This is a genomic window from Citrobacter sp. U14242 (assembly GCF_046555775.1).
Taxonomy (GTDB): domain Bacteria; phylum Pseudomonadota; class Gammaproteobacteria; order Enterobacterales; family Enterobacteriaceae; genus Citrobacter.
On sequence record NZ_JBKGLW010000003.1, the window covers coordinates 1 to 23,380 of the forward strand.

General features: G+C 51.3%; 21 protein-coding genes and 2 tRNA genes. 21 read left to right on the forward strand and 2 right to left on the reverse strand.

Annotated features, from left to right (window positions below; genetic code table 11):
- Window positions 1-9: 9 nt before the first annotated feature.
- Both ACLJXE_RS05010 and ACLJXE_RS05015 read left to right on the forward strand, forming a co-directional pair.
- Window positions 10-84: transfer RNA gene (locus tag ACLJXE_RS05010), tRNA-Gln, on the forward strand.
- Between the two features lie 36 nt (window positions 85-120).
- Window positions 121-195: transfer RNA gene (locus ACLJXE_RS05015), tRNA-Gln, on the forward strand.
- Window positions 196-314: 119 nt separating this feature from the next.
- Here ACLJXE_RS05015 and ubiF read toward each other — a convergent pair.
- Window positions 315-1,490 (reverse strand): 3-demethoxyubiquinol 3-hydroxylase, encoded by a 1,176-nt coding sequence (ubiF, locus tag ACLJXE_RS05020; protein WP_410750259.1) that lies wholly within the window; start codon window positions 1,488-1,490, stop codon window positions 315-317.
- Between the two features lie 145 nt (window positions 1,491-1,635).
- Between ubiF and miaB the strand changes: the two genes are divergently transcribed.
- The 18 genes from miaB (at window position 1,636) to ACLJXE_RS05110 (ending at window position 20,014) form a co-directional block, all read left to right on the forward strand.
- On the forward strand, window positions 1,636-3,066 hold the full coding sequence (miaB, locus tag ACLJXE_RS05025) for a tRNA (N6-isopentenyl adenosine(37)-C2)-methylthiotransferase MiaB (RefSeq protein WP_410750260.1): 1,431 nt from the start codon (window positions 1,636-1,638) through the stop codon (window positions 3,064-3,066).
- 173 nt (window positions 3,067-3,239) lie between these two features.
- On the forward strand, window positions 3,240-4,286 hold the full coding sequence (locus ACLJXE_RS05030; RefSeq protein ID WP_019076268.1) for a PhoH family protein: 1,047 nt from the start codon (window positions 3,240-3,242) through the stop codon (window positions 4,284-4,286).
- The gene (gene ybeY, locus ACLJXE_RS05035; RefSeq protein ID WP_137384499.1) at window positions 4,283-4,750 is read left to right on the forward strand and encodes an rRNA maturation RNase YbeY; all 468 of its coding nucleotides are present in this window, start codon (window positions 4,283-4,285) and stop codon (window positions 4,748-4,750) included. Before ACLJXE_RS05030 ends, ybeY begins: the two co-directional genes overlap by 4 nt.
- A 98-nt stretch (window positions 4,751-4,848) precedes the next feature.
- The gene (corC, locus tag ACLJXE_RS05040) at window positions 4,849-5,727 is read left to right on the forward strand and encodes a CNNM family magnesium/cobalt transport protein CorC (RefSeq protein ID WP_038638785.1); all 879 of its coding nucleotides are present in this window, start codon (window positions 4,849-4,851) and stop codon (window positions 5,725-5,727) included.
- Window positions 5,728-5,751: 24 nt separating this feature from the next.
- On the forward strand, window positions 5,752-7,290 hold the full coding sequence (lnt, locus tag ACLJXE_RS05045; protein WP_410750261.1) for an apolipoprotein N-acyltransferase: 1,539 nt from the start codon (window positions 5,752-5,754) through the stop codon (window positions 7,288-7,290).
- Window positions 7,291-7,659: 369 nt separating this feature from the next.
- A complete protein-coding gene (gltI, locus tag ACLJXE_RS05050) occupies window positions 7,660-8,568 on the forward strand; it encodes a glutamate/aspartate ABC transporter substrate-binding protein GltI (RefSeq protein WP_286628359.1) in 909 nt (302 codons plus the stop codon).
- Window positions 8,569-8,730: 162 nt separating this feature from the next.
- Window positions 8,731-9,471, forward strand: coding sequence for a glutamate/aspartate ABC transporter permease GltJ (gene gltJ / locus ACLJXE_RS05055; protein ID WP_410750262.1), 741 nt, complete (start codon window positions 8,731-8,733; stop codon window positions 9,469-9,471).
- Window positions 9,471-10,145, forward strand: coding sequence for a glutamate/aspartate ABC transporter permease GltK (gltK, locus tag ACLJXE_RS05060; RefSeq protein ID WP_213132011.1), 675 nt, complete (start codon window positions 9,471-9,473; stop codon window positions 10,143-10,145). The genes gltJ and gltK overlap by 1 nt, the downstream gene beginning before the upstream one ends.
- Window positions 10,145-10,870 carry a glutamate/aspartate ABC transporter ATP-binding protein GltL gene (gene gltL, locus ACLJXE_RS05065; RefSeq protein WP_286628361.1) on the forward strand — a complete coding sequence of 242 codons (726 nt, stop codon included), beginning with the start codon at window positions 10,145-10,147 and terminating at the stop codon, window positions 10,868-10,870. Before gltK ends, gltL begins: the two co-directional genes overlap by 1 nt.
- Window positions 10,871-11,060: 190 nt before the next feature.
- A complete protein-coding gene (locus tag ACLJXE_RS05070; protein ID WP_410750263.1) occupies window positions 11,061-11,606 on the forward strand; it encodes a hypothetical protein in 546 nt (181 codons plus the stop codon).
- A gap of 345 nt (window positions 11,607-11,951) precedes the next feature.
- Complete coding sequence (locus ACLJXE_RS05075; protein WP_410750264.1) at window positions 11,952-12,506, forward strand: hypothetical protein; 555 nt, start codon at window positions 11,952-11,954, stop codon at window positions 12,504-12,506.
- Between the two features lie 345 nt (window positions 12,507-12,851).
- Window positions 12,852-13,403 carry a fimbrial protein gene (locus tag ACLJXE_RS05080; protein ID WP_410750265.1) on the forward strand — a complete coding sequence of 184 codons (552 nt, stop codon included), beginning with the start codon at window positions 12,852-12,854 and terminating at the stop codon, window positions 13,401-13,403.
- 402 nt (window positions 13,404-13,805) lie between these two features.
- The gene (locus tag ACLJXE_RS05085; protein WP_410750266.1) at window positions 13,806-14,348 is read left to right on the forward strand and encodes a fimbrial protein; all 543 of its coding nucleotides are present in this window, start codon (window positions 13,806-13,808) and stop codon (window positions 14,346-14,348) included.
- A gap of 50 nt (window positions 14,349-14,398) precedes the next feature.
- Window positions 14,399-15,019 (forward strand): fimbrial protein, encoded by a 621-nt coding sequence (locus tag ACLJXE_RS05090; protein ID WP_410750267.1) that lies wholly within the window; start codon window positions 14,399-14,401, stop codon window positions 15,017-15,019.
- Window positions 15,020-15,050: 31 nt separating this feature from the next.
- Window positions 15,051-15,734, forward strand: a complete 684-nt coding sequence (locus ACLJXE_RS05095) for a molecular chaperone (protein ID WP_410750268.1) — start codon at window positions 15,051-15,053, stop codon at window positions 15,732-15,734.
- A gap of 35 nt (window positions 15,735-15,769) precedes the next feature.
- Window positions 15,770-18,343 (forward strand): fimbria/pilus outer membrane usher protein, encoded by a 2,574-nt coding sequence (locus ACLJXE_RS05100; protein ID WP_410750269.1) that lies wholly within the window; start codon window positions 15,770-15,772, stop codon window positions 18,341-18,343.
- Window positions 18,343-19,383, forward strand: coding sequence for a hypothetical protein (locus ACLJXE_RS05105; RefSeq protein WP_410750270.1), 1,041 nt, complete (start codon window positions 18,343-18,345; stop codon window positions 19,381-19,383). The genes ACLJXE_RS05100 and ACLJXE_RS05105 overlap by 1 nt, the downstream gene beginning before the upstream one ends.
- Before the next feature lie 16 nt (window positions 19,384-19,399).
- Complete coding sequence (locus tag ACLJXE_RS05110) at window positions 19,400-20,014, forward strand: fimbrial protein (RefSeq protein ID WP_410750271.1); 615 nt, start codon at window positions 19,400-19,402, stop codon at window positions 20,012-20,014.
- Between the two features lie 51 nt (window positions 20,015-20,065).
- Here the strand turns inward: ACLJXE_RS05110 and ACLJXE_RS05115 are convergent, their stop codons facing one another.
- On the reverse strand, window positions 20,066-20,548 hold the full coding sequence (locus tag ACLJXE_RS05115; protein WP_286628370.1) for a zinc ribbon-containing protein: 483 nt from the start codon (window positions 20,546-20,548) through the stop codon (window positions 20,066-20,068).
- A gap of 235 nt (window positions 20,549-20,783) precedes the next feature.
- Between ACLJXE_RS05115 and leuS the strand changes: the two genes are divergently transcribed.
- On the forward strand, window positions 20,784-23,366 hold the full coding sequence (leuS, locus tag ACLJXE_RS05120) for a leucine--tRNA ligase (protein WP_410750272.1): 2,583 nt from the start codon (window positions 20,784-20,786) through the stop codon (window positions 23,364-23,366).
- The last annotated feature ends 14 nt before the right edge of the window (window positions 23,367-23,380 follow it).

A 23,380-nucleotide genomic window follows, 5' to 3' on the forward strand; every position in this document is an offset into this window, starting at 1 on the left:
AAAAATTGTTGGGGTATCGCCAAGCGGTAAGGCTCTGGTTTCTGATACCAGCATTCCGAGGTTCGAATCCTCGTACCCCAGCCATATTAAAGAAGTCATCCACGTTGTGGGTGCACCCGTTGGGGTATCGCCAAGCGGTAAGGCTCTGGTTTCTGATACCAGCATTCCGAGGTTCGAATCCTCGTACCCCAGCCATATTAAAAAAGCTCGCTTCGGCGAGCTTTTTGCTTTTCTAACACGGGTGACGACAAGCCTTACCCGGCCTACAAGTCATGTAGGCCAGATAAACGTGGCGACATCAGGCACCACTCGAGCTACAACCCTAGCGCATACTTCAATGCCTGGCGTTTCAGCACGCCTGCGCGTTCTGCAGCCATGAGTCCCAGATTACGTATGATGCGCAACGGTTGCAGGTTATTACTGAACCCGGCGTAGAACAAATCCATGCCACTCTGCATGATGAAATTATCGGTCATGCGGCGATTCTGATAGCGTTTCAGTACTGGCTGGCTAGCCCAGGACTCACCGTAGCTGCGGGCATTCACCAGCACGTCGATCAGTGCATCGACATCGCGAAATCCCAGATTTACGCCCTGCCCCGCCAATGGATGAATGGTATGTGCGGCATCACCGACCAGCGCCAGCCCCGGCTGGACATACTGCAACGCATGACGACGTGTAAGTGGAAATGCGCCGGCAGCCACAGGCAACACGTTACCCAGTCGCGATGGGAAATGTTTGCCTATCTCTGTCTGGAGTTGCGCCATGCTTAAGCTTTGTAACTGACGGATACGCGCCGGGGTGTCGTACCACACCAGCGAGGCCCAGTCGTCGAACAACGGTAAAAACGCACGCGGACCGTCAGGGGTAAACTGCTGCCAGGTGCTGTCTCCGGGTGCGTTTTCACACTGGACAGTTATCAGCATACAAGATTGCGCGTACTGCCAGGCATGAAGGCCAATCCCGGCCATTTTGCGTACCTGAGAGTTGGCACCATCAGCACCGATCACCAGCTTCGCGTTGATTTTTTCACCCTCTGCCAGCTCAAGTTCATGCCGGTCATTATGTCGATGTAAAGAAATCAGCGATGTGGGCACGCGCAACGTAACTTTAGGGTGAGCTTCCAGCGCCTGCCAGAGCGCTTGTTGCAGGACGGTATTCTCCACCATGTAACCCAGCAACGGCAGCTTAAGCTCTGCAGCATCAAACACCACATGGGCATTTTCCCATTCCCACGTCTCCAGCCGACGATAAGGATGGCTGCGCATCCCCTGCACCGTATCCCAGACGCCCAGCCCTTTAAGCAGCGATACCGAGGCGGAACTGATGGCCGAAATTCTGACATCCGGCTGTCCGTCAGCCACAAACGGCGCGGGCACAGCATGCTCGATAACCGTTACCGTAAATCCGTGCTGCGCCAGTCCCAGCGCCAGCGCGCCGCCGACCATCCCCCCGCCGACAATGGCAATTTCCGTTGGTTGATTTGTCATGGTCAATCATCCTGTTACCTGTATTGTGTAAGTTTACAGGATTTTTTACCCCTTGAGGCTGACATCCGTCATACTGGTCACAACCGCGCCAAAGCAGTACACTATGCGCCCTGCATTTCAGCCACAATTTCGCAAGAGCAAGTCGATGACCAAAAAACTCCATATTAAAACCTGGGGCTGTCAGATGAACGAATACGATTCATCGAAGATGGCCGATCTGCTGGATGCCACTCACGGGTATCAACTGACCGACGTGGCGGAAGAAGCGGATGTGCTGCTGCTGAATACCTGCTCAATCCGCGAGAAGGCTCAGGAAAAAGTCTTCCATCAATTAGGTCGCTGGAAGCTGTTAAAAGAGAAAAATCCCGATCTCATCATTGGTGTTGGTGGCTGCGTGGCTTCTCAGGAAGGCGACCATATTCGCCAACGCGCACACTACGTCGATATTATTTTCGGGCCGCAAACGCTGCATCGTCTGCCGGAAATGATCAACAAAGTGCGTGGTAGCAATACCCGTAGCCCGGTGGTAGATATCAGCTTCCCGGAGATCGAAAAGTTCGATCGTCTGCCGGAACCGCGTGCCGAAGGTCCAAGCGCGTTTGTGTCCATCATGGAAGGCTGCAATAAATATTGTACTTACTGCGTGGTGCCATACACCCGTGGTGAAGAAGTCAGCCGCCCGGCGGATGATATCCTGTTTGAAATCGCCCAGCTTGCGGCGCAAGGCGTACGTGAAGTGAACCTGCTGGGGCAGAACGTAAACGCCTGGCGTGGTGAAAACTACGATGGCACGATCGGTTCGTTCGCCGATCTACTCCGTCTGGTCGCTGCAATCGACGGCATTGACCGTATCCGATTTACCACCAGTCACCCGATCGAGTTCACCGATGATATCGTTGAGGTCTACCGTGATACGCCAGAACTGGTGAGCTTCCTGCACCTGCCGGTACAGAGCGGTTCGGATCGTGTGCTGAACCTGATGGGTCGTACCCATACCGCGCTGGAATACAAAGCGATCATCCGTAAACTGCGCGCAGCACGTCCGGATATCCAGATTAGCTCCGACTTCATCGTCGGCTTCCCCGGTGAAACCACCCAGGACTTCGAGCAGACCATGAAGCTGATCGCTGATGTCAATTTCGACATGAGTTACAGCTTTATCTTCTCTGCGCGCCCAGGCACTCCAGCAGCCGATATGGTTGACGATGTGCCGGAAGAAGAGAAAAAACAGCGTCTGTACATCCTGCAGGAGCGCATCAACCAGCAGGCGATGGCCTGGAGTCGCCGCATGCTTGGCACGACTCAGCGTATTCTGGTAGAAGGTACATCGCGTAAGAGCATCATGGAGCTGTCAGGCCGTACCGAAAATAACCGCGTGGTGAACTTTGAAGGCACCCCGGAAATGATCGGCAAGTTCGTCGACGTTGAAATTACTGACGTCTGGACCAACTCCCTGCGCGGTAACGTCGTGCGTACCGAAGACGAAATGGGATTGCGTATCGCAGAAAGCCCGGAATCCGTTATTGCTCGTACCCGTAAAGAAAACGATCTTGGCGTCGGTATTTACCAGCCTTAATCCTCAAAGCCCCCAGTCACAGAGATAACGATGTGGCTGGGGTGAGCCTTGTATTTCTCCTCAACGCCCCCATCTTTATCGCAATGCTTGCGCCTTTTCCCCGTGGCGTGAATAATTTCCTTATATGCCGGTCAATGTTCAACGTCCGGCGAGACATGCATAAGAGGAACAGTTTGAACATAGACACTCGCGAAATCACCCTTGAACCCGCAGACAATGCCCGCCTGTTGAGCCTTTGCGGGCCATTTGATGACAACATCAAACAACTGGAGCGTCGTCTCGGCATCGAAATTAACCGCCGCGATAACCACTTCAAACTGACCGGTCGTCCAATTTGTGTCACCGCTGCGGCAGATATTTTACGCAGCCTGTATGTCGATACGGCCCCAATGCGCGGCCAGACACAGGACATCGAGCCAGAACAAATTCACCTTGCGATCAAAGAAGCGCGTGTGCTTGAACAGAGCGCAGACAGCGTGCCAGAGTTCGGCAAAGCGGTGAATATCAAAACTAAGCGTGGCGTCATTAAACCGCGTACGCCGAACCAGGCGCAGTATATCGCTAATATTCTTGACCACGACATCACCTTCGGCGTTGGCCCGGCGGGTACCGGTAAAACGTACCTTGCGGTTGCGGCTGCGGTCGATGCGCTAGAGCGTCAGGAGATCCGCCGTATTCTGTTAACCCGCCCAGCGGTTGAAGCCGGTGAAAAACTGGGTTTTCTGCCAGGCGATCTGAGCCAGAAAGTCGATCCGTATTTGCGTCCACTGTATGACGCATTGTTCGAAATGCTGGGTTTTGAAAAGGTCGAGAAGCTGATTGAGCGCAACGTCATCGAGGTCGCACCGTTGGCCTATATGCGCGGCCGTACGTTAAACGATGCGTTCATCATTCTTGATGAGAGTCAGAACACCACCATCGAGCAGATGAAAATGTTCCTGACCCGTATCGGCTTTAACTCCAAAGCAGTCATTACCGGGGACATCACTCAGATTGACCTGCCGCGCAGCACCAAGTCTGGCCTGCGTCATGCCATTGAAGTGCTGGCCGAAGTCGATGAGATTAGCTTTAATTTCTTCCATAGCGAAGACGTGGTACGCCACCCCGTTGTTGCTCGTATCGTGACGGCATATGAAGCCTGGGAAGAAGCAGAACAAAAACGCAAAGCCGAGCTGGCGGCAGAACGCAAGCGCGAAGCTCAGGAGCAGGAACAAAAATGAGTCAGGTTATTCTCGATTTACAGCTGGCATGCGAAAACGAATCCGGCTTACCACCAGAAAGTCAGTTTCAGACATGGCTGGATGCGGTGATCCCGCAGTTTCAGGAAGAATCAGAAGTGACCATTCGTCTGGTCGATGACGCTGAAAGCCACGAACTGAACCTGACCTATCGCGGGAAAGACAAGTCAACCAACGTGCTCTCTTTCCCGTTTGAAGCGCCTCCTGGCATTGAAATGCCGCTGTTGGGCGATCTGGTCATCTGCCGTCAGGTGGTTGAGAAAGAAGCTCAAGAGCAAGGCAAACCGCTTGAAGCCCACTGGGCGCATATGGTGGTACACGGTAGCCTGCATTTATTGGGCTATGACCATATCGAAGATGACGAAGCGGAAGAGATGGAATCCCTGGAAACAGAGATTATGCTTGCTCTGGGCTATGAGGATCCGTACATTGCCGAGAAAGAGTAAGCTGCCGGGCTGACGCCCGGCGGTTGTTGTTGCCGTCTGACGCAGAAACTATGCTCGACGCGCTTTATATTAACTAACATGAGAACCCATACGACGCCATGAGCGACGACAATTCACACAGTAGTGACACGTTAACCAGCAAAAAGGGATTTTTCTCCCTGTTACTGAGCCAACTTTTCCACGGTGAACCGAAAAACCGCGACGAACTGTTGGAGCTGATCCGTGATTCCGGGCAGAACGACCTTATCGATGAAGATACGCGCGATATGCTCGAAGGGGTGATGGACATTGCGGACCAGCGCGTTCGCGACATCATGATCCCCCGCTCTCAGATGATTACCCTGAAACGCAACCAGACTCTGGATGAATGCCTTGATGTCATTATCGAGTCTGCCCACTCGCGTTTTCCGGTGATCAGCGAAGACAAAGATCACATTGAAGGGATTCTGATGGCCAAGGATCTGCTGCCATTTATGCGCAGCGATGCCGAAGCATTCAGCATGGAGAAAGTGTTACGCCAGGCGGTTGTTGTCCCTGAGAGCAAGCGTGTTGATCGCATGCTGAAAGAGTTCCGCTCCCAGCGTTACCATATGGCAATCGTCATCGACGAATTCGGCGGAGTGTCTGGTCTGGTGACCATCGAAGACATTCTTGAGCTGATCGTCGGTGAAATTGAAGATGAGTACGACGAAGAAGACGATATCGATTTCCGTCAGCTCAGCCGTCACACCTGGACTATTCGCGCGCTGGCACCGATTGAAGACTTCAACGAAGCCTTCGGGACCCACTTTAGCGACGAAGAAGTTGATACCATTGGCGGGCTGGTTATGCAGGCCTTTGGTCATTTACCTGCTCGCGGTGAGACCATCGACATTGATGGTTACCAGTTCAAAGTGGCTATGGCTGACAGCCGTCGTATTATTCAGGTTCATGTCAGAATTCCGGACGACTCACCCCAGCCTAAACTGGACGAATAAACCCGAAACTGGATCATAGACTACATGGCATTAGCCCCATTAATTGAACGCCAGCGCATTCGCCTGCTGCTGGCGTTATTATTCGGTGCCTGCGGGACGCTGGCGTTCTCTCCGTATGACATCTGGCCCGCCGCGATTATTTCGCTGATGGGTCTGCAGGCCCTCACCCTCAACCGCCGCCCGCTCCAGTCTGCTGCTATTGGCTATTTCTGGGGAATGGGTCTTTTTGGCTCCGGTATCAACTGGGTCTATGTCAGCATTGCACAGTTTGGCGGTATGCCTGGCCCGGTTAACGTGTTTCTTGTGGTACTGCTTGCCGCCTACCTGTCACTTTACACCGGTCTGTTTGCTGGCATTTTGTCGCGTCTGTGGCCGAAAACCAGCTGGATTCGGGTAGCGATTGCCGCGCCGGTTATCTGGCAGATAACTGAATTCCTGCGCGGCTGGGTCCTGACCGGCTTCCCATGGTTGCAGTTTGGCTACAGCCAGATTGATGGCCCGCTGAAAGGGCTTGCACCGGTCATGGGCGTAGAGGCCATCAACTTCCTGTTGATGATAGTCAGCGGCCTGCTGGTGCTGGCGTTAGTCAGCCGTAACTGGCGTCCGCTGGTCGTAGCCGTGATACTTTTCGCACTGCCCTTCCCGCTGCGCTATATCCAGTGGTATACGCTGGAGCCTGAAAAAACCACGCAGGTATCGATGGTGCAAGGCGACATTCCACAGTCACTGAAGTGGGATGAGGGCCAGCTGCTTAACACGCTGAAGATTTACCTTGATGCTACCGAGCAAGAGATGGGTAAATCGCAGCTGATTATCTGGCCGGAGTCTGCAATTCCGGATCTGGAAATTAATCAGCAGCGTTTCCTGAGCATGATGGATGACCTGCTGAAATCCAAAAACAGCACGCTGATCACCGGCATTGTCGATGCTCGCCTCAACAAGCAGAACCGTTACGATACCTACAACACCATCATTACGCTGGGTAAAGACAGTCCGTACCGTTATGACTCGACCAATCGCTATAACAAAAATCACCTCGTCCCATTTGGTGAGTTTGTTCCGCTGGAATCGATTCTGCGCCCGTTAGCACCATTCTTTGATCTGCCGATGTCATCATTCAGCCGTGGGCCATATGTTCAGCCACAGCTCCATGCGCATGGTTTCAAACTGACAGCGGCAATCTGCTACGAAATTATTCTTGGCGAACAGGTACGTGATAACTTCCGCCCGGATACTGACTATCTGCTGACCATCTCTAACGATGCCTGGTTCGGTAAGTCGATCGGTCCGTGGCAGCATTTCCAGATGGCGCGTATGCGTTCTCTGGAGCTGGCACGCCCGCTGCTGCGTAGCACCAATAACGGTATTACCGCGGTGATTGGCCCGCAGGGTGAAATTCAGGCGATGATCCCGCAGTTTACCCGCCAGGTACTGACCACCAGCGTTACGCCAACCACGGGCTTAACCCCTTATGCGCGAACCGGTAACTGGCCACTGTGGTTGCTTACCGCACTGTTTGGTTTCGCTGCCGTCGTGATGGGCCTGCGCCAGCGTCGTCAATAACCTCTGATCTCATCATATTGCCGGATGTTGGCGCTCATGCGCCTTCTCCGGCCAACACATTGTCCCCATCTCCCATTCTGGCACGTCTATTGCTTTGTTATACAAGGCAAACACTGTTTTGGCTGAATGTGCAACCTGGTCGCACCAAAGTTGAGCGAAGGTAGCACCTGAAAAGTGCAACAAGATATTTTTGCCCCCAAATGGTGCGGCGCACTTCGCAAAAATAAACAATAACACAGCAAATTCTTTACATTCATCCAAACTAAATGTTAACAAACATATACAAGACTGCACGTTTAAGTAGCAAACAATAACAACATCACAATGGGTATCACTGCGTCACCGGCGCAGACGATAAAGGAGTTGGATATGCAATTACGTAAGCTCGCCACAGCCATGCTGGTTATGGGAATGTCCGCTGGTCTGGCGCACGCAGAAGACGCAGCACCAGCGGCAGGCAGCACGCTGGATAAGATCGCTAAAAATGGCGTAATCGTCGTCGGACACCGTGAATCCTCGGTACCGTTTTCTTACTACGATAATCAGCAAAAAGTGGTCGGCTATTCACAGGATTATTCCAACGCAATTGTTGAAGCTGTGAAGAAAAAGCTGAACAAGCCTGACCTGCAGGTGAAACTGATCCCGATTACCTCCCAGAACCGTATCCCGCTGCTGCAAAACGGTACCTTCGACTTTGAGTGTGGTTCCACCACCAACAACGTTGAGCGCCAGAAGCAAGCGGCTTTCTCTGACACTATTTTCGTTGTCGGCACCCGCCTTCTGGCGAAAAAAGGTGGCGATATCAAAGATTTCCCTGATCTGAAAGGGAAAGCGGTCGTCGTCACTTCCGGTACCACCTCAGAAGTGCTGCTGCACAAACTGAATGAAGAACAAAAAATGGATATGCGCATCATCAGCGCGAAAGACCACGGTGACTCTTTCCGTACTCTTGAAAGTGGTCGCGCCGTTGCTTTTATGATGGATGACGCACTGCTGGCCGGCGAGCGCGCGAAAGCGAAGAAACCGGACAACTGGGAGATCGTTGGCAAGCCGCAATCTCAGGAAGCTTACGGTTGTATGCTGCGTAAAGACGATGCTGAATTCAAAAAGCTGATGGATGACACCATTGCCCAGGCTCAGACTTCAGGCGAGGCGGAAAAATGGTTTGATAAATGGTTTAAAAACCCAATTCCACCGAAGAACCTGAACATGAATTTCGAACTGTCAGACGAAATGAAGGCTCTGTTCAAGTCACCGAATGATAAAGCGCTTAACTAACTAAAATAAATGGGGCGAGTTCACCTTGCCCTCTCGATTGTTACTTGGCACGGACAGACTATAAGCCTGATGGTCGTTCCCCATCAGGCCTGAAAACCGCTAAACGCTGAATAACAATCTTCGAGGGTAGCGCTGCTACCCTTTTTTTTCTGGAGTAGATTTATGTCTATAGACTGGAACTGGGGTATTTTTTTACAACAGGCCCCGTTCGGCAACACCACCTATCTTGGCTGGCTCTGGAGCGGTTTCCAGGTCACTGTCGCATTATCCATCACCGCCTGGATTATCGCTTTCCTGGTGGGTTCGTTATTCGGCATCTTACGTACCGTTCCGAACCGTTTCCTTTCCGGAATGGGTACGCTGTATGTCGAGCTTTTTCGTAACGTACCGCTGATCGTTCAATTTTTTACCTGGTACCTGGTCGTACCTGAGCTACTGCCGGAAAACATTGGCATGTGGTTTAAGTCAGAGCTGGACCCTAACATCCAGTTCTTCCTTTCATCCATGATTTGTCTGGGGCTGTTTACCGCCGCCCGCGTCTGTGAGCAGGTGCGTGCCGCAATTCAGTCACTGCCTCGCGGACAGAAAAACGCCGCACTGGCGATGGGGCTAACGCTGCCACAGGCCTACCGCTATGTTTTGCTGCCAAACGCCTACCGCGTGATTGTGCCGCCAATGACCTCAGAGATGATGAACCTGGTCAAAAACTCCGCCATCGCTTCGACTATCGGTCTGGTTGATATGGCGGCGCAGGCAGGCAAACTGCTGGATTACTCTGCCCACGCATGGGAATCGTTTACCGCCATTACCCTGGCCTACGTACTGATTAACGCCTTTATTATGCTGGTGATGAATCTTGTCGAACGTAAAATCCGCCTGCCTGGCAACATAGGAGGCAAATAATGTACGAATTTGACTGGAGTTCAATTGTCCCTTCCCTGCCATATCTGCTGGATGGGCTGCTTATCACGCTGAAAATCACCGTTACGGCTGTCATCATCGGCATCGTCTGGGGAACCCTCCTCGCGGTCATGCGTCTGTCCAGCTTCGCGCCAATTGCCTGGTTTGCGAAAATATACGTTAACGTATTCCGCTCCATTCCGCTGGTGATGGTACTGCTATGGTTTTACCTGATTGTGCCAGGCTTCCTGCAAAACGTATTAGGCCTGTCGCCGAAAACCGATATTCGCCTGATCTCAGCAATGGTCGCGTTTTCGATGTTCGAAGCTGCCTACTACTCGGAGATTATCCGTGCAGGGATCCAGAGTATTTCCCGTGGGCAGTCCAGCGCGGCACTGGCACTGGGGATGACCCACTGGCAATCGATGAAGCTCATCATATTGCCACAGGCATTTCGCGCCATGGTGCCGTTGCTGCTCACCCAGGGCATTGTCCTGTTCCAGGATACCTCGCTGGTTTACGTATTGAGTCTGGCAGACTTCTTCCGCACCGCCTCCACCATTGGCGAGCGTGACGGCACACAGGTCGAGATGATCCTGTTTGCTGGCGCCGTCTATTTTGTATTCAGTCTGAGCGCATCGTTGTTGGTCAGCTATTTGAAGAAAAGGACAGTTTAATGATTACCCTGAAAAATGTTTCGAAATGGTATGGTCACTTTCAGGTGCTGACCGACTGCTCCACAGAAGTGAAAAAAGGTGAAGTGGTGGTGGTCTGCGGCCCGTCAGGTTCCGGTAAATCAACGCTGATTAAAACGGTAAACGGTCTGGAACCTGTACAGCAGGGTGTGATCACCGTGGATGGCACCGTTGTAAATGACAAAAAAACCGATCTGGCAAAACTACGTTCCCGTGTCGGTATGGTGTTCCAGCACTTTGAACTGTTCCCGCATCTGTCGATCATCGAAAACCTGACGCTGGCCCAGGTAAAAGTGCTCAAACGCGATAAAGCACCTGCGCGTGCAAAAGCGCAAAAGCTGCTTGAACGCGTCGGTCTGGCGGCGCATGCCGAGAAGTTTCCGGCACAACTCTCAGGTGGTCAGCAACAACGTGTCGCTATCGCCCGGGCACTGTGTATGGATCCTATCGCCATGCTGTTTGACGAGCCGACGTCCGCACTGGACCCCGAAATGATCAACGAAGTACTGGACGTTATGGTTGAGCTGGCCAATGAAGGGATGACCATGATGGTGGTAACTCACGAAATGGGCTTTGCGCGGAAAGTAGCGAACCGGGTGATCTTTATGGATGAAGGGAAAATTGTTGAAGACTCGGAAAAAGAGGCCTTCTTCGCGAATCCGAAATCGGACCGCGCCAAAGACTTCCTTGCCAAAATACTGCATTAATCTTCCCGGCGCGCGCATCAGAGTGCGCGCCATATTCCTTTCCCCCACACACTCTCTAAATATTTATATTCAATATTTTTTTAAATGCTATTCTGACACGGCTGTGAAAATGAATTATTGGTTATATCAATATACTTTCAGTATTGAATACTTTGCATAAATAATTCGTTTTTATTACATGGAGTATTTTATGAAAAAGGTATTTTTAGCCGCAGCAGTAATGGCCGCTCTGGTATCCGGGAGCGCGCTGGCCAGCGATACATTGACCATTGACGGCGAGATGATTGAAAGCGGTTGTATCGTCGGCAACAATGGCAATGCAGATATTAACCTGGATAAAATCACTGTTGACCAACTGAAGACGGCGGCAATCGGTGATAAACTCGCCGAGGAAGCATCGTCGTTTAATATCCACGACTGTCCGGCATATGATATTTTAATCTCGTTCAGCGCTGACGTACCGCCCGGTTTTCCTCAGGCCATCGTGAACGACCTTCAGCCTTCTGGCGACGTTGTTGCGCATTATATGTTTAATAATGATCGTATGAGCGTTGTTGGCGCTGGTGCCTATCTCGGTGATTATTATGAAGATGCGAGAGCGCAAGCACAAACACCTGAAGGTTATGACTTTCCGGTATGGGTGGGCTACAAAAAAATCGCCGAGGTTCAGCCAGGTGTCTCCCCTGCGGGCCTGACGCATTCCTCAGTAACTGTGGATATCACCTATATGCAATGATGGTTGCTTTGACCTTCGCGTCTTAAGATATCCCCCTGCGGGGGATATTTCTGCCTGTCCATGATTATCGGACCCTCAGCGTTAAATAACACATCGAAACATTTAAAAACCAATAAATTAACTCTGGCTTAAGAATACTCACCGCAATAGAATATTAATTAATATAATATTATCCAACGTATTAACCTTACAGGCGCATCATTAATAAATTTATGATGTCATATCCAATAACGATCGTTCATGTTAGTATATTGCCACACTGGAAGTAGGTTATTAGCTATGTCAATAAATGATCATTATTGAATACTTTGCACAGATAATTCATTTATTAAACATGGAATTTATATGAAAAAGGTATTTTTAGCTGCGGCCGTAATGGCCACTCTGGTATCCGGGCGCGCGCTGGCCAGCGATACATTGACCATTGACGGCGAGATGATTGAAAGCGGTTGTATCGTTGGCAACAATGGCAATGCAGATATTAACCTGGATAAAATCACCGTTGATCAACTGAAGGCGGCGGCAATCGGTGGTAATCTCGCCGAGAAAGCATCGTCGTTTAATATCCACGACTGCCCGGCATATGATATTGCACTCTCGTTCAGCGCTGACGTACCGCCTGGTTTCCCTCAGGCCATCGTGAACGACCTTCAGCCTTCTGGCGACGTTGTCGCGCATTATATGCGGGATGATTACTATGGGGATCATATGACCATTGTTGGCCGTCTTCGCTTTTTCGGTGATTATTATGACGATGCGAGAGCGCAAATGCAAACGCCTGAAGGTTATGACTATCCGGTATCGGTCGGCTACAAAAAAATCGCCGAGGTTCAGCCAGGTGTCTCCCCTGCGGGCCTGACGCATTCCTCAGTAACTGTGAATATAACCTATATGCAATAATGATTGCTTTGGCCTTCGCGTCTTAAAATATCCCCCTTGCGGGGATATTTCTTCCTGACCATGATTATCGGACCATCAGCATTAAATAACACATCAAAACATTTAAAAACCAATAACTTAACCCTGGCCTTAAGAATACTCACCGCATTAAAATTTGATTAATAGAATATCACCTAACGTATTAACCTTACAGGCACATCATTAATAAATTTATGATGTCATATCCAATAACGATCGTTCATGTTAGTATATTACCACACTGGAAATAGGTTATTAGTTATATCAATAAATGATCATTATTGAATACTTTGCACAGATAATTTATTTATTAAACATGGAGTTTATATGAAAAAGGTATTTTTAGCTGCAGCAGTCATGTCTGCTCTGGCATCCACCAGTGTATTCGCCGATACCATTACCATTAACGGTGAAATGATTGAAGAAGGCTGTATTATTGGTGATAACGGTGGTTCCGAGATTACCCTTGACAAAATCACGGCCAAACAGGTGAAAGACGTTGCTGTTGGCGGAGAACTGTTAAACCAGGCGGATAGTTTCAAAATAAGCAACTGCCCGAACTACGATGTACGTATTGAATTCAGCGCCCAAACTCCGACGGGCTATCCGGATGCGATTGTCAACACGGACACTCCATCCGGGGAGTTTGTCGCCCATTACCTGAGAGATGGTCGTACGGTAGATCACAAATCGCTGACTAACTTAGCCAGCAAGCGCGTGTACCTGGCTAACGACGAAGCCATTGCCGCGCAAACCGTTACGGGCTTCCAGTTTCCGGTGTTAACGGGTTATACCAAGATTAAGGAAGTCGGTACCGGAGAATCACCGGTAGGTACCACAACCTCCACGGTTAACCTCAGCATCACTTACGTTCAGTAACGCTCATCCCTATGAGTACCATACCGTCGGGCGACGCTCCTGTTCCAGGAGAGCCGCCGGGCGGTTTATAATGCCTCTGAACACGTATTCCTAAATTTATTCCTAAAAACCTTGAAATACTAAAAAAAATAATCACACCGCCCCAAATATCATAATAATTTATTTATAACCAGGTTATTTACACGCATCAGGATGACTCAAAAGAAGGTTATTTCATCAACAATGAGTATATAATCATTTTTTTTGCTTCAAAAAGCAAATCCATTGATAAATGAAATATATTATTTACCCACCATACAGAGTATTATCTTTCGCGCAAAGTTTCATATATTGATCGTAGATATTATCAATCATATTTTCAGTGCGTTATTTAATTAATATTTTATATAAATGGAGTTTTACATGAAAAAGGTATTTTTAGCCGCTGCAGTTATGGCCGCTCTGGCATCCGGCAGCGTAATGGCCGACACGATCACCATTAACGGTGAAGTGATTGAAAACGGTTGTACTGTTGGTGATAACGGCAATGCGGATATCACGCTGAATAAAATCACCGTACAGCAGGCAAAAGCGGCAACTATTGGCGCACATCTGGGTGATATGGCAAGTAGCTTTAAACTGAGTAGCTGCCCGGCTTACGACATCAATATCCAGTTTGTTGCTGATACCGTCGCCACTGACGCTAATGCCATCGTCAACACCGAAGCGCCGTCTAATACTGTTATTGCCCACCACCTGTATAACGAAGCGAATACCGAATCGCTGAACGGTACCACGCAGACTATCGCTAACGGTACGCCGGAAGCCGATAGCGCGCAGAGTGCTAACGGTTATTACTTCCCGATTAACGTCGGCTATACCAAAATTGCTGAAGTTGACGATCAGTCCTCCCCGGCCGGTATCACCAAATCTGTCGTCACGATGAATATCACCTACGCACAGTAATGCCCATAGTACGTTTATTTCGCGTAGCCAACATCCTCTCTTAGGGGAGGATGTTGTTATGGCAGATGGAGCCGATTGTTGATATGGGGAGAATAAACGAACAGATGAAAACGCGAGACACGATAATTGCGACGCTTATTCCCCTGGTGCTGATATGTGCATCACCACTCCGTGCAGATACCGCAAAAGGAGTGGGAGCTAAACTGACGATCGCTGCGTCATTAGTTGCCCCTTCCTGTAAGGTCACCATTGAAGGCGGAGCTGAGATAAACCTTGCTACCACCACCGTTACGGACGTCAAGAAAGCGGGCATCGGCGCAATTGTGCCCTCTGCTACGAAAACCACTAACGTCACGTTTGATCAGTGCAACGACGCCCAATATACCCTGCGTTTTACTGGCGCCCAGGTCAGCGATTTCCCTAACGCGCTGGCGAATGAACGCCAGGACGGCGCCAAAGGGGTAGGACACTACCTGAAGTATATCGACGCCAGCAACGCTTTTTATCCCAACAACACTTTTCTTGGCAATGACGACTCGTCGGCAGAAAAACATATGGATATGACGTCGACGTTTACCTTTCAGCTTGAGGCGGGCTATATGCGGCTGGCAGACGCGGTCACCACCGGCAAAACCAGCAGCACAGTCACGCTTGACGTCATGCAAAACTAACTCAAGACACACATATTTTATAAGGATGTGAATGATGAATGGAATTCAGAAAAATATTGCCGGTTTATTGCTCAGCTTGTTCACGATCTCCGGCGCATCGGCCAGCGTATCGCTCGCGGGCACGCGGGTGATCTACGACGGCGCAAAAAAAGAGGCATCGGTTCAACTCGAGAACCCCGATAAAACCCCCTATTTGGTGCAGTCCTGGATCAACACAGCAGATAATGATAAAAGCAAAAAATCGCCGTTCGTCATTACCCCGCCTTTATTTCGTCTCGACCCCCAGCAAAAAAACGTGCTGCGTATCATTCTTACCGGTCCACTACCGGAAGATAAAGAATCATTGTTCTGGCTGAATGTGAAAGGGATCCCCGGCGGCCCAACTGGCGATAACAGTATCCAGATTGCCGTCAACACCATCGTAAAACTCATTTACCGCCCAAAGTCACTGGGTAAATCCATTCCAACCGATCATAAAGACCAGCTTAGCTGGCGGCTTTCCGGCAGCCAGATTCAGGTTTCGAATGCCTCCCCTTATTACATCAATTTTGGCCGTATCGCCGTCGCGGGGAAAAAACTGGAAAAAGTGAGCTACGTTGCCCCCGGCGGTGTAGCACATTTCGACCTGCCCAAAGGCGTCACTGGCGGCGACGTCGCTTTCGCCATTATTAATGACCAGGGTGGCGTCAGCCAAGAGTTTCATTCACACATTTGACTGATAACTGGCTAATAGCAATAGGGATAATGCTAATGAACATGACGACAGAAATGACGCCCTTTTGCCCGATCCGTCTGGTATCCAGAATAATGCTAGTCTACGGGTTATCTGCTTCTGTCGCGCTGGCAGTCGAACAGCAAAAGTCAGCAAAATCGTCAACTGCCCCCTATTTTAACCCTGCTTTTTTTAAGCACTCCGGCGCTGGTAACAGCGAGGCGCCTGTCGATTTGTCCTTATTCGAAAAAGGCGGGCAGGCGCCAGGGTCTTACCGAGTTGATGTTATCGTCAACAACCGTCGGGTTGAGACCCAGGACATCAACTTCGTTCTTGATGATAGCAATCAGTTAGTGCCGTGCCTGAGCCTCGCCCAGTTAAAGAAATATGGTGTGAATACCACCGCCTACCCGGCGCTGATGGCAAAAGACAGTAATTGTGCCAATGTTGCGGTCATTGACCAGCTCAGTACAGTCTTTGACTTCAATAAACAGCAGTTGAAAATCAGCATTCCTCAGGCAGCGCTGGCCAACGACGTGCGCGGGTATATTCCGCCAGAAGACTGGGACGAAGGGATCAACGCCGCAATACTCAACTACGATTTTACCGGCGATGAAACCCGTCAGCGTCACGGCGGCGGCACTTCCGACACGCAGTATGCCAACCTGCGTCCAGGCATCAACATCGGCGCCTGGCGCATCCGCAACTACTCCACGTGGAACCGCAGCGACGATGGTGAAAGCAGCTGGGATACGGCCTACACCTATGCTCAGCGCGATATTCCGGCCTGGGGCAGTCAGCTCACGCTGGGAGAAAACACATCCAACGCCGATATTTTCGACGGTGTGCCCTTTACCGGCGTACAGCTGGAAACCGACGACAGCATGCGCCCGGATTCGCTGCGCGGCTATGCGCCTGTCGTTGAAGGCGTTGCGCGCACCAACGCGCAGATTATCATTCGCCAGAATAACTACGTGATTTATCAAAACTATGTCTCTGCGGGTGCCTTTTCGATCAAGGATCTCTACTCAACCGGCAGCTCAGGCGATCTCTATGTCACGGTAAAGGAACAAGATGGCTCAGAGCAGCATTTTATTGTGCCCTACTCTTCACTCACCAACCTGCAACGTCAGGGTACGATCGATTACGCCATCACCGCCGGGCGCTATCGCCCGGATAATTCCAGCGTTGACGAATCGCCATTCACCCAGGCCTCTGCCAGCTACGGTTTACCCTGGAACTTAACCGTCTACGGCGGCGGACAATTCGCCAGTCACTATCAGTCGCTGGCGATTGGTCTGGGGAAAAACATGGGGAACTGGGGGGGCTTGTCTGCCGATGTCACCCAGTCATGGGCCACGCCGGAAGAACGTATTAATGGGTACAAAAAATTACGTGGGCAGTCCTGGCGCCTGCGTTACAGTAAATCCATTCTCGAAACCGGCACCACCTTCTCCATGGCCAGTTATCGCTACAACAGCGATGGCTACTTTGACATGGCCGACATTCTCAATACCTACGGCAATGCCGATAATCTGCCCGACCGCCAGCGTAACCGCTGGGAATTAAGCCTGAGCCAACCGTTAGGCCCGGATTTCGGTTCAATTTCCGGTTCGCTGATACGGGAAGACTACTGGAACACCAACCAGCAGATGGATTCCTGGCGCGTGAGCTGGAACAACCACTGGCGCGCCATCAGCTATAGCCTGAGCTACAGCTACAACAAAAACACCCAGTCTTATGACAACAGTGAACGCTATGACAAGGACGAAGTGTTTTCGTTAAGCGTTTCCGTGCCGCTGGACAAACTGCTGCCACGCGCCTGGCTCTCTTATAACCTCAACGCAACCCAGGGCGGCGACACCGTTCACTCCGCGACGCTAAACGGTTATGCGCTGGAAGGCGATGCGCTTAACTGGAGCGTCCAGCAGAGCTATACCCAGAGCGACGAGAATGACAACAGCTATAACGGCAGCCTGCGCGCCACCTATAACGGCACCTACGGCACGCTGCAGGGTGGCTACAGTTACGATGACGATTCCAAACGCACCGACTATGGTCTGTCCGGCGCGCTGATTGCTCACCGTAATGGCATCACGCTGGCCCAGGAGCTGGGTGAAACCAATGCGCTAATCAAAATACCGAACGCTTCCGGCGTGCGGGTCATTAATCGGGATGGCGTCAGTACCGACTTCCGCGGCTACACCATCGTCAATAACCTGACGCCATACCGCCAAAATGATGTCAATCTGGATACAGAAACCCTGCCCGCCGATGTTGATCTGCAGAACACCAACCGCATGCTGGTGCCCACACGCGGCGCGCTGGTCCGCGCAGAATATGGCGCCAGCGTCGGGGAAAGAGCGCTGATCACCCTGCGCCGCCCCGACGGCAGCGTGGTGCCATTTGGCGCCATGGTGACGCCAGAAGGCGGAACCGACGGGCAGAGCGGTATCGTGGCGAGCGACGGTGAGGTGTACCTCGGTGGCCTGACAGACAACACCACGCTGGTCGCCCTGTGGGGAAATAATCAGACCTGCCGCTTCGTCTATCACAGTGCAGAAACCACACCAGAGACTGGCGTGAATATGGTTCAGGGAGAATGTCAATAATGATAAGGAAGCTTTTTTTGCTGCTGACTGGCGTACTGGCCGTGTCCTGGTCTATGACCGGGCTGGCCAGTTGTACAGTGGATGAGATAATAGGTGGTGATTCGAGTTTTAATGGCAATGTAACACTCAGACAGCGTACAGCAGGCAATCCGTTAGTCACCGACAGTAGTGGCAGCGCAATCATCGTCGGATGTGACAATAAAGGCGGGTGGTTTGAATTAAACGTCACAGGGGTGTTGGATCCAGCACCGATTGGTGATGGCGTGATAAAAACCAGCGTTGACTATGTGGGTGTAGCCATCACTGCCGATGTGCTCAATGAAGACACCAACGGCATGACCAAGACGGTATTGACCAATGGGAGTTTTATCACCCGACGTTGGGTTATTCCGGAAATTGACAGTAACGTTCCGCAGACCCGAAAATTCCAGGTGGTAAGCAACCGTATATATGATTTCTGGGCTATCGGCCCGGAAGATCCCAAATCCGGCTTATTTGGTGCTGCAAAGATGGTGACCTTAACCGTCAGCGGGTATAACGACGTCCCCAGCACATCAGACGTCTACGGTTTTGGCAGCAATGCTGCTGCCATAGCAAGCTGCTCAATAGACAGCTCCGCGCTGTATTTTGCTATGCCGGACACCAAAACCAGCGATTTCAGCCAGATCGGGATCCTCGAAGCGTCAAAACAGAGCGGAACAACTTCAGGCGGTATCGACTGTGATCGCGATCTCAATGTGCAATTCACCCTTAGCGCAACGGATACCGTTCCAGGGCTGCCCAACGTTCTCGCGCCTGAAGCGGGTGGCGCCGAGGGGGTAGGAGCAATCTTCAAATATTCTTTTCGGGCTGCCACTGTCGGGGAAATCAGCGAAACGCGAGATCTCACGCTCGGCGAGCCTTTTAATCTGTTTGATGGCCCGGTAGGGCAAGTCAGGAGAACCTATTTTTATCTTGACGCCTACTACTATCGTTTTGGCGATCAGGTGAGTGCGGGCCATTTTCGCTCGACCGCCGTGTTGAACATTGAAATTCAATAGCGTGTGAGGGAATACCATGTTGATATCTTTAGTGAAGCGCTATGGAATGGTGGGAATGCTCCTGATGGGGGGTTTTGGCCTGTCATGGCCCGAACAGGCCGAAAGCGCTAATGTGTTTCAGGGAAGGAGTACCAACATCAACGTCACCGTTGAGGGCAACATCCTTGCGGACTGTACCCTGTACACTCAATTTCCGGAAGCCACCATCAATATGGGAACCGTGCAAATGGTTCCTGACGGTGCCGATTTTCCGGTAAAGGGAATGACATCGCCCAGTATCATTTTCAGCGGTGACTGCCTCAAGACCAGCGGCGCTTATATCAGCGTTGATGGCGACGCCACCAGCGATGCTGACAGCAGCATCTTCCTGAATAACCTTTCAGGTGAGGGCGCAGCCGTGGGCGTGGGTGCCTATGTATCTATGTACACCACATACAGTAAAGGCACCAACGGCACGTTTGAGCACATTAAATCCGGCGAAAAATACCCGCTACAGTCGGCAGCAGATATCGGTGCAGACGACACGTTATCCCTCGCGTTTAACGCCCAACTGGTGTACCTGCAAAACGCAGCGGCCGCTAAGCCCGGAAACTATCAGTCAGTAATTACACTTAACCTGATATTGCCCTGATTCATTTCTCCGCCAATACGGCCCGGCTCACCGGGCCGCTTTCCGGCTGTATCACGGCTCAAACGGTCGACGCTGGAACTGATCGTGACCGCATTTCGGGCACAGCGGCAGCACATCCGGTGTGTAAACGGCTAAATGGAAGTGACACTTCTCGCACACCAGATTGCCCAGTCCCACCACTTCACCACTGTGGTAAACACCATGGTGACTGAGATCCTGAAACACTTCTCGCCATTCGAGCTGGGTTTTATCAGTAATATCGGCCAGTTCCTGCCAGATACTCTCTTTAATCACCCGCATAAAGACGCTGTCAGTCTCCTCGTCGAGACTCTCTTCATAACTGAGTGCAAACTCTTCGAGGTCGCGTCTGACGGCCCTTGTGAGTTCTTCCACCTCGGTTCGCGTTAACTCCCCGGTCTGCAAAACTCGCTGACGCGCCTGGTCCACCAGCGCATCGATATCGCGCTCACCATTGCGCAGACGTTCGCTAAGTGACGTCACCAGTTCACGGTAATATTGAGCAACCTTGTTCATCGCTTCGCCTCCTGGGTCGTTAACTGTCTATAATAATAGACGTTATTTACGCTACGCTTTGCAAGACTGTCCACAGAGTATGTAAATTCGTGCAATATTTATCCTTGCGGGAATTCAACGCTGAATGCGCGAAAGGCTGTTTTGACGCGGGCGTTTGGGCTATGCTATGCGGATCTGAAACACCACATCTAGAGCTACGTTTGTAGCTGTATTGAAAACAGGACCACTGGCTGCCATGCAAGAGCAATACCGCCCGGAAGAGATAGAATCCAAAGTACAGCTTCACTGGGATGAGAAGCGCACATTTGAAGTGACCGAAGACGAGAGCAAAGAGAAGTATTACTGCCTGTCTATGCTTCCCTATCCTTCTGGTCGACTACACATGGGCCACGTACGTAACTACACCATCGGTGACGTGATCGCCCGTTACCAGCGTATGTTGGGCAAGAACGTACTGCAGCCCATTGGCTGGGATGCGTTCGGTCTGCCGGCGGAAGGCGCTGCGGTTAAAAACAACACCGCTCCAGCACCGTGGACGTACGACAACATCGCTTACATGAAAAACCAGCTCAAAATGCTGGGCTTTGGTTACGACTGGAGTCGCGAGCTGGCAACCTGCACCCCGGAATATTACCGTTGGGAGCAAAAGTTCTTCACCGAACTGTACAAAAAAGGTCTGGTATACAAGAAAACCTCTGCGGTGAACTGGTGCCCTAACGACCAGACCGTACTGGCGAACGAACAGGTTATCGACGGCTGCTGCTGGCGCTGCGACACCAAAGTTGAGCGTAAAGAGATCCCTCAGTGGTTCATCAAAATCACCGCTTACGCTGACGAACTGCTGCGTGATCTGGATAATCTGGATCACTGGCCTGACACCGTGAAAACGATGCAGCGTAACTGGATTGGCCGCTCTGAAGGTGTAGAAATCACCTTCGACGTGAACGGTTACGACAACACGCTGACTGTTTACACCACTCGCCCGGACACCTTTATGGGTGCAACCTATCTGGCCGTTGCCGCAGGTCACCCGCTGGCGCAGAAAGCCGCTGCGAACAACCCAGAATTGGCTGCCTTCATTGACGAATGCCGCAACACCAAGGTTGCTGAAGCTGAAATGGCGACCATGGAGAAGAAAGGTGTCGACACTGGCTTTAAAGCCGTTCACCCGCTGACCGGCGAAGAGATCCCGGTTTGGGCGGCAAACTTCGTCCTGATGGAATATGGCACAGGTGCGGTAATGGCCGTTCCGGGCCACGATCAACGCGACTACGAGTTTGCAACTAAATATGGTCTGAGCATTAAGCCAGTTATTCTGGCCGCTGACGGCTCAGAGCCGGACCTGTCTGAGCAGGCACTGACTGAAAAAGGCGTCCTGTTTAACTCCGGCGAGTTTGACGGTCTGTCTTTCGAAGATGCTTTCAACGCCATTGCCGACAAGCTGGTCGAAAAAGGTGTCGGTGAGCGTAAAGTGAACTACCGTCTGCGCGACTGGGGCGTTTCCCGCCAGCGTTACTGGGGTGCGCCAATCCCGATGGTCACGCTGGAAGATGGCACAGTACTGCCAACACCAGAAGATCAACTGCCGGTGATTCTGCCAGAAGATGTCGTCATGGATGGCATCACCAGCCCAATTAAAGCCGATCCTGAGTGGGCAAAAACCACCGTTAACGGCATGCCGGCACTGCGCGAGACCGACACCTTCGATACCTTCATGGAGTCCTCCTGGTACTACGCGCGCTATACCTGCCCGCAGTACAACGAAGGCATGCTGGATCCGGAAGCGGCAAACTACTGGCTGCCGGTTGATATCTACATTGGCGGTATTGAACACGCTATCATGCACCTGCTCTACTTCCGCTTCTTCCACAAACTGATGCGCGACGCGGGCATGGTGAACTCTGACGAACCGGCTAAACAGCTGCTGTGCCAGGGCATGGTGCTGGCAGATGCCTTCTACTACGTTGGCGCAAACGGCGAGCGTAACTGGGTTTCTCCGGTTGATGCGATCGTTGAACGTGACGAGAAAGGTCGTATCGTGAAGGCGCAGGATGCTGAAGGTCATGAACTGGTGTATACCGGCATGAGCAAAATGTCCAAGTCGAAAAATAACGGTATCGACCCGCAGGTAATGGTTGAACGTTACGGCGCGGACACCGTGCGTCTGTTCATGATGTTCGCTTCTCCAGCTGACATGACGCTCGAATGGCAGGAATCTGGCGTAGAAGGGGCAAACCGCTTCCTGAAACGTGTCTGGAAACTGGTTTACGAGCACACCACTAAAGGTGATGTGGCTGCACTGAACGTTGATGCATTGAGCGAAGACCAAAAAACGCTGCGTCGTGACGTGCACAAAACCATCGCTAAAGTGACTGATGATATCGGGCGCCGTCAGACCTTTAACACCGCGATTGCGGCAATTATGGAACTGATGAACAAGCTGGCAAAAGCACCGCAGGAAGACGAACAGGACAGAGCTCTGATGCAGGAAGCGCTGTTGGCCGTTGTGCGTATGCTTAACCCGTTCACCCCACACGTTTGCTTCACTTTGTGGCAAGCGCTGAAAGGCGAAGGCGATATCGACAATGCACCGTGGCCTGTTGCTGACGAAAGCGCAATGGTCGAAGACTCTACGCTGGTAGTGGTTCAGGTCAACGGCAAAGTCCGTGGTAAAATTACCGTCCCGGTAAACGCCACTGAAGAGCAGGTTCGTGAACGTGCTGGCCAGGAGCATCTGGTGGCAAAATATCTTGATGGCGTTACCGTACGTAAAGTGATTTATGTACCGGGTAAACTCCTCAATCTGGTCGTTGGCTAAGCGCGGGAGGAAGC